Source organism: Paenirhodobacter huangdaonensis, from assembly GCF_004022465.1.
In the GTDB taxonomy this organism is placed as follows: domain Bacteria; phylum Pseudomonadota; class Alphaproteobacteria; order Rhodobacterales; family Rhodobacteraceae; genus Rhodobacter; species Rhodobacter huangdaonensis.
The window spans coordinates 346,254-358,931 of the sequence record NZ_SAVA01000003.1; the positions used below are offsets into that span (position 1 = coordinate 346,254).

At 66.5% G+C, this 12,678-nt stretch carries 8 protein-coding genes; 4 read left to right on the forward strand and 4 right to left on the reverse strand.

The features are described 5' to 3' along the window. The first annotated feature begins 3 nt into the window (after positions 1-3). The 4 genes from rbbA to EOW66_RS07280 all read left to right on the forward strand — a co-directional run bounded on the left by rbbA (position 4) and on the right by EOW66_RS07280 (position 8,571). The gene (gene rbbA / locus EOW66_RS07265; protein WP_128155756.1) at positions 4-2,712 is read left to right on the forward strand and encodes a ribosome-associated ATPase/putative transporter RbbA; all 2,709 of its coding nucleotides are present in this window, start codon (positions 4-6) and stop codon (positions 2,710-2,712) included. Positions 2,713-2,716: 4 nt separating this feature from the next. Further along, positions 2,717-3,841: an ABC transporter permease gene (locus EOW66_RS07270; RefSeq protein ID WP_128155757.1), complete on the forward strand. Its 1,125-nt coding sequence runs from the start codon at positions 2,717-2,719 to the stop codon at positions 3,839-3,841. Positions 3,842-3,974: 133 nt separating this feature from the next. Then, positions 3,975-6,824: a sensor histidine kinase gene (locus EOW66_RS07275; protein WP_164881054.1), complete on the forward strand. Its 2,850-nt coding sequence runs from the start codon at positions 3,975-3,977 to the stop codon at positions 6,822-6,824. A gap of 307 nt (positions 6,825-7,131) precedes the next feature. Further along, positions 7,132-8,571 (forward strand): PAS domain-containing sensor histidine kinase, encoded by a 1,440-nt coding sequence (locus EOW66_RS07280; protein ID WP_164881055.1) that lies wholly within the window; start codon positions 7,132-7,134, stop codon positions 8,569-8,571. A gap of 86 nt (positions 8,572-8,657) precedes the next feature. On the opposite strand, the gene EOW66_RS07285 is transcribed toward EOW66_RS07280, so the two are convergent. The 4 genes from EOW66_RS07285 to EOW66_RS07300 form a co-directional block, all read right to left on the reverse strand. Next, on the reverse strand, positions 8,658-9,017 hold the full coding sequence (locus tag EOW66_RS07285; RefSeq protein ID WP_128155760.1) for an Hpt domain-containing protein: 360 nt from the start codon (positions 9,015-9,017) through the stop codon (positions 8,658-8,660). 26 nt (positions 9,018-9,043) lie between these two features. Next, positions 9,044-10,027: a response regulator gene (locus tag EOW66_RS07290; protein ID WP_113899941.1), complete on the reverse strand. Its 984-nt coding sequence runs from the start codon at positions 10,025-10,027 to the stop codon at positions 9,044-9,046. A gap of 214 nt (positions 10,028-10,241) precedes the next feature. Continuing rightward, a complete protein-coding gene (gene lepA, locus EOW66_RS07295; RefSeq protein ID WP_113899942.1) occupies positions 10,242-12,041 on the reverse strand; it encodes a translation elongation factor 4 in 1,800 nt (599 codons plus the stop codon). Between the two features lie 88 nt (positions 12,042-12,129). Continuing rightward, positions 12,130-12,678 carry a biotin transporter BioY gene (locus EOW66_RS07300; RefSeq protein ID WP_128155761.1) on the reverse strand — a complete coding sequence of 183 codons (549 nt, stop codon included), beginning with the start codon at positions 12,676-12,678 and terminating at the stop codon, positions 12,130-12,132.

A 12,678-nucleotide genomic window follows, 5' to 3' on the forward strand; every position in this document is an offset into this window, starting at 1 on the left:
GTCATGGGCTTTGCCGCGGAACTCGAGGGCGTCAGCCACCGCTACGGATCAACCGCCGCGCTCGCCGACGTGACGCTGAAGATCCCTGCGGGCTGCATGGCCGGGCTGATCGGCCCCGATGGGGTCGGCAAGTCGAGCCTGCTCGCCCTCGTCTCGGGGGTGCGCAAGCTGCAGTCGGGCAAGGTCACGGTGCTGGGCGGGGACATGGCCAGGACCGCCGCGCGCCGGCGTGCCGCGCCGCGCATCGCCTACATGCCGCAGGGCCTCGGCCGCAACCTCTACCCGACGCTGAGCGTGCGGGAGAACCTCGACTTCTTCGGCCGGCTCTTTGGCCAGAAGGCGGAGGAACGTGCCGCCCGCATCAAGATGCTGCTCGAGGCGACAGGACTTGCGCCCTTTCCCGACCGGCCGGCGGGCAAGCTGTCGGGCGGCATGAAGCAGAAGCTGAGCCTGTGCTGCGCGCTGATCCACGACCCCGACCTGCTGATCCTCGACGAGCCGACGACCGGCGTCGACCCGCTGTCGCGGCAGCAGTTCTGGGAGCTGATCGACAGCATCCGCGCCCGCACGCCCGGGATGAGCGTGATCGTCGCCACCGCCTACATGGAGGAGGCCGAGCGCTTCGACTGGCTCGCCGCGATGGACGACGGCAAGGTGATCGCCCAAGGCACGCCCGCCGAGCTGCGCGCGCAGGCCGGGGCGGAGACACTCGAGGAGGCCTTCATCCGCCTCCTGCCCGAGGACGAGCGCGCCGGCCACAAGCCGGTCGAGCTGCGCCCCCGCGTCATCAGCGCAGACAAGGCGCCGGCGATCGAGGCGCGGCACCTGACCAAGCGCTTCGGCGCCTTCACCGCGGTCGATGATGTCAGCTTCGAGATTCCCGTGGGCGAGATCTTCGGCTTCCTCGGCTCGAACGGCTGCGGCAAGACGACGACGATGAAGATGATGACCGGGCTCCTCGACCCGACCGAGGGTGAGACCCGGCTGTTCGGCGAGGAGCTGAAGAATTCCGACATGCAGGCGCGGCTGCGCATCGGCTACATGTCGCAAAGCTTCTCGCTTTATACCGAGCTGACGGTGCGGCAGAACCTCGAGCTGCACGCGAAACTCTACGGCGTCGCGCCCGAGCGCCGCGCGGCGCGGGTGAACGAGGTGCTGGCCGAATTCGAGCTTGACGAGATCGCCCGCGAAATGCCCGAGAGCCTGCCGCTCGGCATCCGTCAGCGGTTGCAGCTTGCCGTCGCCACGATCCACGAGCCGCGGATCCTGATCCTCGACGAGCCGACCTCGGGCGTCGACCCGGTGGCGCGCGACGCGTTCTGGCGCAAGCTGATCTCGCTCAGCCGCGACAAGGGCGTGACGATCTTCATCTCGACCCATTTCATGAACGAGGCGGCACGCTGCGACCGGATCTCGCTGATGCATGCGGGCAAGGTGCTGGCGGTCGGACGGCCGGCCGATCTGGTTGCCGAGCGGGGCGCACAGACCCTCGAGGCCGCCTTCATCGGCTATCTTCAGGATGCGCTCGGCCCCGAGCCCGCGGCGGGCAACACCGATTTCGATGGCCAGCGCACCCCGCGCAGCCCGCTTCGGCAATCGCTGACCCGGCTGTGGGCCTACACCTGGCGCGAAACGCTCGAGCTGGTGCGCGACCCGATCCGGCTGTTCTTCGCACTGATGGGGCCGGTGATCTTGCTGATCACCGTGGGCTACGGCATCTCCTTCGATGTCGACGACCTGTCCTTCGCCGTGCTCGACCAGGACCAGACCCCGGAAAGCCGGCGCCTGACCGAGCAGTTCAGCGCGATCCGACAGTTCAGCGAGGAGACGCCGCTGCGCGGCACCGGCGACATGACCGCCCGCATGGGCAAGGGCGAGCTGACCGTCGCACTCGAGATCCCGAATGGCTTCGGGCGCGAGCTGCATCAGGGCAAGGTGCCCGAGGTCTCGCTCTGGATTGATGGCTCGATGCCCTTCCGCGCCGAGACCGCACGCGGCTATGCCCTTGGTCTGCTGACCTATTTCTCCGAAATCTATGCCCGCGAAAACGGCCGCTCCGACCGCACGGGCGTTTCGATCGAAACCCGCTATCTGTTCAATCAGGCGTTCAAGAGCACCAATGCGATCATGCCGTCGGTGGTGATGCTGATCCTGATCATGATCCCGGCGGTGATGTCGGCGATCGGTGTCGTGCGCGAGGTCGAAACCGGCACCATCGCCAATTTCCGCTCGACCCCGATCCGCAAGATCGAATTCCTGCTCGGCAAGCAGATCCCCTATATCGTGATCGCGACGCTCAATTTCTGGATGCTCTTCGCACTCGGCATGGTGCTGTTCCGCCCCCCCTTCACCGGCTCGCTCCCCGCGCTGGCGGCGGTGACGCTGCTTTACGTCATCGCCACCACCGGAATCGGCCAGCTGATCTCGTCCTTCACCAAGACCCAGGTCTCGGCGGTGTTTGCCGTCGCGGTGATCACCATCATCCCGACGGTGAACTTCTCCGGGCTGATCGTGCCGATCTCCTCGCTGCAGCCCAGCGGCCACGCCCTTGGTCTCGCCTTCCCCGGCGCTTGGTATCAGACGGTGTCGATGGGCACCTTCCTGAAGGGCTTCGGCTGGGCCGATATCGGCGTCAACACCCTGGCGATCGCCGGCTTCGCCCTTTTCTACATCGTCGCCGCGGTCTTTGCGCTGCGCAAGCAGGAGGCCTGAGCCGATGTGGCGAAGCCTGCTCAACACCCTGCGCCTGACCGGCAAGGAGCTGCGCGCGATCCGGCGTGACACGGTGATGCTGGTGCTGATCTTCTACGTCTTCACCGTGGCCACCTACATGGTGGCCGACGCGATCTCGACCGAGATCAACGACCTCGCCGTTGCCGTGGTCGACGAGGACCAGAGCGCATTGTCGCACCGGCTCACCGATGCGATCCAGCCGCCGCTGTTCAAGCATCCGGTCAGCCTGACCCCGACGCAGGCGGAACAGGCGCTGAAATACGGCGATTACATCCTCGTCGTCTCCTTCCCGCCGAAGTTCGAAAGCGACCTGCTGTCCGGCCACGCGGCGACGCTCTCGATCGACGTCGATGCGACTGCGGTCGCCCATGCCGGCAATGGCGCCGCCTTCATGCAGGAACTGCTGGCGGGCGAGCTTTCCACCTTCTTCACCCCGAACGGCTCTGCCGCCTCGCTCGTCGACGTGGTGTTCCGCAACCGCTTCAACCCGAATCTGACCTCGAAGTGGTTCACCTCGGTGATGCAGCTGATGAACTCGGTCACCATCCTCACGCTGATCCTCGCCGGCGCCTCGCTGATCCGCGAGCGCGAACATGGCACGATCGAGCATGTGCTGGTGATGCCGGTGCGCCCGCATGAGATCGTCTTCTCGAAGATCCTCGCGAATGGCGCCGTAATTCTCGGGGCTTCCGTCTTCAGCCTGCTGGTGGTCATCCAGTGGCTGATCGGGGTGCCGCTGGCGCAAGGTGTGCTGCCGCTCTTCATCGCGGGCACCGCGATCTATGTCATCGCCGTCGCCTCGATCGGGCTGCTGCTGTCGACCTTCACCCATACGATGGGGCAGTTCGGCCTGCTGATCATCCCGGTGATCATCGTGATGATCCTGCTCTCGGGCGGCATGACGCCGATGGAATCGATGCCCGGCTGGCTGCGCGTGCTGATGCAGCTGATCAGCCCCGCGCCGCATTTCGTCGCCTTCACCCAGTCGGTTCTCTACCGCGGCGCGGGGCTTGCCCTGGTCGTCTGGGAGATCGCGGCAATGGCGGCGATGGCGGCACTGGCACTGGCCGTGGCGCTCGCCCGTTTCCGCCGGGTGCTGGCGAATTGATCCGATCGGCCAACCTGTTGCAGGAAGGACAGAACTCGCGCATAGCGTGTAGTCCACTCTGGCGCCGCCGGAATAATTGTGTGACAGTCAACGGATACTGTCGGCGACGGCGAGCGCGAAAAAGAAAAGAATGATGCCCGACAAGAACCGCATCAGACGAATCAACCTGATGATCGAGCTGGCGACCTATGTCGCCATCATGCTCGCATTCGTGTCGCTGTCCTACAACCTCGAACGGTTCTCGCGGCTTGCGGCGCAGGACCAGCAGATGGCCGGTCTTTATACCGCGCAGACCCAGATCACCGAGCGCATCCACGAGGCGGTGAACCGCAAGGAGCTGTTCGCGCGCGGCATCGCCGCGGCGGTGGCGCTGCGCCCGAACATCTCGGAGCAGGAATTCGCGCGGCTCTCGTCCGGCATCCAGCTCGAGGACCCCTCCGTCGTCAACATGGCGCTGGTGCGCGACAAGTTCATCACCCATGTCTACCCCGAAGAAGAGAACCTCGGCCTGATCGGGCGCGACCTGCGCGACGTTCCGCGCCAGAGCGCCGTGCTCGACCGCATCGCCCGGACCGGCAAGTCTGCCCTCGACGGCCCGATCTCGCTGTTGCAGGGCTATGCCGGCTTCATCCTGCGCGAGCCGGTCTTCCTGCTCGGGGATGATGGCGACACCGGCCAGTTCTGGGCCGTCGCCTCGATCGTGTTCGACAAGGACACCTTCCTGGGCGAGCTTGGCCTCGACGACTTCAGCAAAGACTACCAGATCACCATCCGCGCCCACAACATGCTCGGCGACGAGCGCACCATCTATGGCGACAACGCGGTCTTTGCCCGCAATCCGGCAGTCCAGCAGCTCCGCCTGCCCTCCTCGATCTGGACCATCGCCCTCGTGCCGGCGGCCGGCTGGGACGCCGTCCCCGCCCAGACCGAACGCAACCGGATGCTGACCGGCATCGCGATGATCGTCACCCTGGCGATGGCGTGGTATCTGAACCGGCTGCGGGCCGCGAACTGGCGCAGCGCGGCGCAGCTGCGCGCGGCGGTGAATGTGCTGCAGTCGGGCTTCGTGCTCTTCGACCGCAACGACCGGCTGCAGATCTGCAACGAGCGCTACCGCGAGATCCATGGCCCGGCGAGCGACGCCGTCGTCAAGGGCGCGACCTTCGAGAGCATCCTGCGCGAGGGGCTGCGCCACGGCCTCTACCCCGACGCCACCGGCCACGAGGAGGCCTGGCTTGGCAAGCACCTCGCCCGCGGCGACCACAAGGCGAGCCGGTTCGAGCTCGAGCTCAGCAACGGCTACTGGCTGCAGATCCTCGAGCAGGAAACGCCCACCGGCGGCCGCGTCGCGGTGCTGAACGACATCACCGAGCTGCTGCACAGCCGCCAGCGCGCGCAGCTGGCCGAACAGCGCCTGTTCGACGCGATCGACGCGCTGCCGGTGGGCTTCTGGCTGTTCGATGCCGAAGACCGGCTGATCATGTTCAACCGCGTCGCCGGCAACATGCTGCCCGGCATGCAGCGCGCGCTGAAGGAAGGCCGCAATCTGGCCGAGCTGGTCGAGCGCCGCGCCGCGATCTCGAAGGAGATGCTGATCGGCGGCCGCCCCGCCGCCAGCCCGCACGAGATCCTCGACAACCTGCACGCCGAGACCTCCGAGCTCGAGGTCTGCTATGACGGTGATCTGTGGTTCCGCTATTACACCCGCCGGACCTCGGAGAACGGGCTGGTGATGTTCCGCATCGAGCTGACCGACCTGCGCCGCCATCAGCGCCAGATCGAGACCTCGAATACCGAGCTGCGCGCGGCGCTGGCCGAGCGCGATGCCGCCGAAAGCCGCTTCCGCGACGTGGCCGACATCAGCACCGAATGGTTCTGGGAGCAGGACGAGCACCTGCAGTTCACCTATCTTTCGGAAGGCTTCCGCCGCGCGATGGGACGCGATCCCGCCGATTTCATCGGCTGTTCCCGCGTCGAGCTTCTGGTCGAGCCGGACGGCAGCCCCGAGGCGGAGAACCTGATCGCCCTGCGCCAGACGATGGAGCGCCACGAGCCGTTCAAGGACGTGGTCTACAGCTATCGTTTCCATCCCGACCGCGAATCCTGGATCCGCACCAGCGGCAAGCCGGTCTTCGCCAAGGACGGCAGCTTCCGCGGCTACATCGGTACCGCGGCGGACGTGACGCAGTTCTATGCCGCGCTGCGCCGTGCCGAGCAGGCCGACGAGGCCAAGACCCAGTTCCTGAACATCATCAGCCACGAGCTGCGCACACCGCTGACCGTGGTCACCGGCTTCAACAGCTTCATCTACAATTCGGACCGCCTGCCCTCCTACGTCACCTTGCACAAGCTGCTCGAGGCGCAGGACAACCCCTCGCTGCGGCGGCTGTTCGACGCCTATCGCACCGACATCCGCTCCTTCTCCGACCGGATCCGCAATGCCGGCGTGCAGTTGCAGACGCTGATCGACGACATGCTCGACCTGGCCCGGATCGAGGCGAACACGATGCGCATCGAGACCACCCGCGTGGACAGCCTGCGGGTGACGCAATCGGTCCTCGACCAGATGCAGTCGATGGCTGCCGAGAAGCACCTCGAACTGCGCTGCGAGATGGCCGACCTGCCGATCGCCGCCGACGAAATGCGCTTCCGCCAGATCCTGACCAACCTGCTCGGCAACGCCCTCAAGTTCACCGATCACGGCTCGATCACCGTGCGCAACGAGCGCCAGGGCGACATGGTGGTGTTCCGGGTCGAGGATACCGGCATCGGCATTTCCCACGACAAGCTCTCGATCATCTTCGACCGTTTCGCCCAGGTCAACGAGGGCACCGGCACCACGCGCCGCAACCAGGGCGTCGGCCTTGGTCTGGCGATCTGCAAGGACCTGACGCGGCTGCAGGGCGGCTGGATCCGCGCCGAAAGCCGGCTCGGCCAGGGCAGCACCCTGATCTTCGCCCTGCCCGCCTGGAAGGACGCCTGACCCCGCCGGCCAGCCCCGGAGGCGATCCGTGTCGAGACGGCGGCACCGTGCCACGATTTCGACCTTTTCTATCCATAGTCCCGGACCAATTCGGTGCGACACCTGATGTTAACCACGAAGAAGCGGTGTCCCTCCCGGGGTCTCCGGTCGGTAGAATCGGGCTGCAACGAGGTTCGGCATCCGACGGCACGGCATTCAGGGGCTGATCATTGATGGGGTTTTGTTGACGATGGAACGGTCTGTTCGACTCGCTGTCCCGGCTGTGCCTGGGGCTTTTTCGCGCACGGCGCTTGCGTCGCTGGAGGGCATGACCACAGTGACGGCGGACGCCGGCATCGCCCCGCCGAATCCGGCCGGGGACGCAGGCGCGAGGCCGGCGATGGACGGCAATGCCATGGTCATCATCTCGGGCCCGGATGGCCGGATCCGCGAGGTGAGCGAGAAGTTCCTGCACGCCACCGGCTACCGCCGCGAGGAGCTGCTCGGCATGATCGCCGAGCGCCTCTATGCGGACGAGGGCGGGGTGCTGCGCGCCGAGATCCGCGAGACCACCGGTCAGGGCCGGATCTGGTCGGGCGCGCCGCAGGTCAGGGCCGCCGATGGCCACCTGCTCGGCACCCGCTGCGTCATCGTCCCGGTGCTCGAACCCGACGGCCGGAGCCGGCGCAACGTAGCGCTGCACCTCGAGCTGACCGGCGCCCGGCTGACCCAGATGGAGCACATGATCGCCTCGGCCTTCAACAAGATGCGCGAGGCCGTCTATGTCGTCGATCCGGCGACGCAATACCTGTGCTTCATGAACGATTTCGCGCTGCACGAGCAGGGCTGGTGTCTGGGCGAGATCGGCACGCGCACCATGGCCGACACCGATTACCACGCCGAAAAGCAGGTGATCGACGATCTCTTCCGCATGGTCGAAAGCGACGGCAAGGGCTCGGCCCTGTTCCAGTCGGACCACGGCGCGCGCACCTGCGAGGCCCAGGCCTATGCGATCACCACCGAAACCGGGCACCACCGCATCCTGCTGCTCCTGCGCGACATCTCGCTGCAGGCCAAGGCCGAGCGCGACCGCAAGGAATTGCTTGCGGTCATCACCCACGAGCTGCGCACGCCGCTGACCAGCATCAAGGGCGCGCTCGAGCTGCTGAAGGCCGGGGCCGTCGGTGCGCTTTCCGAGCAGGCAAACTCGCTTGTCACCATCGCCGCGAACAACAGCGAGCGCATGCTCGGCCTGATCCGCGACATCCTCGACATGGAAGAGATCGGCCAGGACAGCTTCGAAATCGAGAGCGAGCCGGTCGATCTGAGTGCGCTGGTGCGCAACGCGATCGAGGCGCACCGCGGCTATGGCGCGCATCTGGGCGTCAGCTTCATCGACGGCGGCACCGCGCCGGGGGTCTTCGTCCTGGCCGAACCCGTGCGCCTGGCGCAGGTCCTGTCGAACCTGCTGTCGAATGCCGCCAAGGTCACCGCACCGGGCGGCACGATCGAGATCTGGGCCAGCCGCGAGGCAGGCTGCGGCGTGATCTACGTGCGCGACCACGGCCCCGGCATCCCGCCGCAGCTGCGCGACAAGCTGTTCAGCCGCTTCACCAAGTCCGAGGCGCCGAACCGCTCGCGCGTGTCGGGATCGGGGCTCGGGCTGAGCATCGTGAAAACCATCGTCGAGAAGCTCGACGGCGAGATCAGCTTCTCGACCGAGACCGGCAAGGGCACCACCTTCCGGGTGGCGCTGCCGTCGCTCTGATCCTCCGCCCCGCCGGGGCGCACCGCAGACGAAAGCCGCCGGCACCGGGTGCGGGCGGCTTTCGTCTGCGGCGGGGATAGGGGGGATCAGCCGTCGAAGGCCGCGTCTTCCATCAGGTCCATCAGCCGCTCGAGCATGGCCGACAGCCCCGTCGGCACCCTCGGCCGCGGCGTGCGCAGCAGGCGCTGCAGCTGCAGGTCGAGCGCCGCCGCCTGCGCGCCGAGATCGGGAAAGCCCACGGTCGCGGCAACGCCGCTGATCTTGTGAATGATGGCCGCCAGCCTGCTGATCGCCCCGGCGAGCTGACCGGGATCGTCAAGCGCCGCCTGCAGCCGCTCGATCTCGACGATCTGCGGCACGAGACGCCGGGTGAACTGCTCGCGTGCATCGGCCAGCGCCTTCGCCAGCTGGGCCGGCATCGGTCCGGAGAAGGAAGGAGCAGGCATGCGCGTCGCCTTTGCGGCAGGGAGCCTCAGTTGAACAGACCGCGGAACTGCTGCAGCGCGCCCGACCGCGTCCGGGTCTGAGCGTAGGCCTGCGAGATCGTCTTCGCAATCAGGTCCTTCGGGCTCGTGTCGAACATCGAGGTATGGACCTGATCGCCGACCGAGACCGAGACGTTCATCGGCAGCCCGCAATCGACCGTCAGGCCGAACTCCGCCAGCGTCATGCCAAGCGCCACCTCGAGATCCTCGCGCTCGATGTCGTTCACCCGCGGCACGATCGCGACGAAGCTGCCGTTGCCGTAATAGGTGATCATCACCTCGAGATGGCGCAGGTTCTCGAACACCGCCTCGGCGACGTCGGTCAGGATGCCGCGGAACTCGGACGGGCTGCTCATCGAATAGAGGCTTTCCACCCGGCGGATCTGGAAGCCCACCGCCGCCACCATGAAGCGGCGCAGCCGGCTCAGCCGGTGCAGGTAGTTCTCCATCGCCAACGCGTTGATGACGCGCGGCACATCGTAAAGCGTGATCGGGTCGGCCAGCTCGAAGGGCACGGCCTGGCCCTGCTGCAGGCTGTCGATCTCGGAGCGCAGCGCCTGCGCCGCCTTCACCGAATCGGAGGCGCGCTGCTGCTCGGAATAGAGCACCTGCGCCACCCGCAGCCGCGCACCGAGTTCCTGCACCTCGATCGGCTTGGTGATGTAATCGGTGGCGCCGGTGGCAAAGGCCGCGTCGATGAAGGGCTTCTCGGTGACCGAGGTCAGCATCAGGATCGGCGTGCGCCGGTGCAGCGGATTGGCGCGGATATGGCGGACGAGTTCGATCCCGTCCATCCCCGGCATCTTGATGTCGAGCAGGAAGGTGCTGAACAGATCACCGCCACGGCCGATCTTCTGCAACGCTTCCTCGCCGCTCATCGCATATTGCACATCGGCGTAACCGAGAGAGGACAGGACCCCTTCCATCAGCCGCAGGATGATCGGGTCGTCGTCGACCACAAGCAGTGCCATCGTTTCGTCTCCGCTTCTGCAGGACGGGAACACGGCCACGGGCTACACACCCTGAAGGACCGCCTTCCCTGTTGCAAACAACCATGAGACGAACGTCAGGGTTAATTCGGGCGCATTTAAGGCAATTTTTGGGAAACCATCCCGGGGCGCCGTTACCGCGACGGCAGCCGCCGCGCCCCGGCGCCGCACAGCGGGCGCGGGGGCGCGGACCGGCTCAGTCGTCCATCTTCAGCGCCGAGATGAAGGCCGATTGCGGGATCTCGACCTTGCCGAACTGCCGCATCTTCTTCTTGCCGGCCTTTTGCTTTTCCAGCAGCTTCTTCTTCCGGGTGGCGTCGCCGCCATAGCACTTCGCCGTCACGTCCTTGCGCATCGCGCTGAGCGTCTCGCGCGCCACGACCCGGCCGCCGATCGCCGCCTGGATCGGGATCTTGAACATGTGCCGCGGGATCAGCTCTTTCAGTTTCTCCACCATCGCCCGGCCACGGGCCTCGGCGCGGTCGCGGTGCACCATGATCGACAGCGCATCGACCGGCTCGTCGTTCACCAGGATCGACATCTTGACCATGAAATCTTCGCGGTATTCGCTGAGCTGGTAGTCGAAGGAGGCATAGCCCTTCGTCACCGATTTCAGCCGGTCATAGAAGTCGAACACCACCTCGGCGAGCGGCAGGTCATAGACCACCATCGCGCGCGAGCCGGCATAGGTCAGATCGAGCTGGATGCCGCGGCGGTCCTGGCACAGCTTGAGCACGTCGCCCAGATATTCGTCGGGCACCATGATCGTCGCCTTGATCCGCGGCTCCTCGATATGGTCGACATAGGTCAGATCGGGCATGTCGGCGGGGTTGTGCAGATCGCGCACCTCGCCGTCCTTCATGTAGATCTTGAACACCACACTCGGCGCGGTGGTGATCAGATCGAGGTCATATTCGCGCTCCAGCCGGTCGCGCACCACTTCGAGGTGCAGAAGACCAAGGAAGCCGCAGCGGAAGCCGAAGCCGAGCGCCGCCGAGGTCTCCATCTCGTAGCTGAACGAGGCGTCGTTCAGCGCGAGTTTCTCGATCGCGTCGCGCAGCGCCTCGAAATCATTCGCATCGACCGGGAAGAGGCCGCAGAACACCACCGGCTGCGCCGGCTTGAAGCCCGGCAGCGGCGTCGCGCAGGGTTTCTTCTCATGGGTGATGGTGTCGCCCACACGGGTGTCGCGCACCTGCTTGATCGAGGCGGTGAAGACGCCGATCTCGCCCGGGCCGAGCTCCGCGATGTCGACCATCTGCGGCTTCAGCACGGCGAGCTTGTCGATGCCGTAGACCGCGCCGGTCTGCATCATCTTGATCCGGTCGCCCTTGCGGACCACCCCGTCCATGACGCGGATCATCACCACGACGCCGAGATAGGCGTCATACCAGCTGTCGACCAGCATCGCCTTCAGCGGCGCGTCGCGGTCGCCCTTCGGCGCGGGCAGCCGGTGCACGATCGCCTCGAGCACCTCGGGAATGCCGAGCCCGGTCTTCGCCGAGATCGGGATCGCGTCCGAGGCGTCGATGCCGATCACGTCCTCGATGTTCGCCTTCACCGCGTCGGGGTCGGCCGCCGGCAGGTCGATCTTGTTCAGCACCGGCACGATCTCGTGGCCGGCGTCGATCGCCTGATAGACGTTCGCAAGGGTCTGCGCCTCGACACCCTGGCTCGCGTCGACGACCAGCAGCGAGCCCTCGACCGCGCGCATGCTCCGGCTGACCTCATAGGCGAAGTCGACATGGCCGGGGGTGTCGATCAGGTTCAGGATATAGGTCTCGCCATCCTTCGCCGGATATTCGATGCGGACGGTGTTCGCCTTGATGGTGATGCCGCGTTCGCGCTCGATATCCATGCTGTCGAGCATCTGCGCCTTCATGTCACGCGCGGCCACCGTCCCGGTCAGCTGGATGAGCCGGTCGGCGAGCGTGGATTTACCGTGGTCGATATGCGCCACGATGGAGAAGTTGCGGATGTGATCGAGCTGGGTCATGGCGCGCGTATAGCTGTAAAAACAGGGGCCGGGAAGAGGGATTGCGTGCCCTGCCCGGCCCCGTTGCGGGCGGCGTTCCGGCCCGGGCTCAGCGCGGGCGCGACAGCAGCGCGCCGGGCCGGTAACGGGCAATGGTGGCGGTGAGCCAGCCGGCGAGTGCGGCCTTGATCAGGTCGCCCGGCACGAAGGGCAGCGACAGCATCAGCGCCTCGAGCGGGCCCTTGCCCAGCACCGCCATCAACCCGAGCGTGCCGCAGGCATAGAGCACCACGATGCCGCCAAGCGCCGCGCCAAGGGCCGCGGCGAGGCCGACATGCAGCCCGCGCAGTTTCTCGACGACGAGGCCGGTGACGAAAGCCGCGGGCAACCAGCCCAGAAGGAAGCCGACGGTCGGCCCGGCGAAGACGCCAAGGCCGCCGCGCCCGCCGGCGAGCACCGGCAGGCCGAGCGCGACGATGATCTCGACCACCAGCACGGCAAGCGCGCCGCGCAGCGGGCCGAGCACCGCGCCCGCCAGCATGACGCCCAGCGATTGCGCCGAGACCGGCACACCCGAGGCAAGCGGGATCGGCGGCACGAGGCCAAGCACCGCGATCAGCGCCGCGAACAGCACGACGAGGGTGAAATTGCGTTCCAA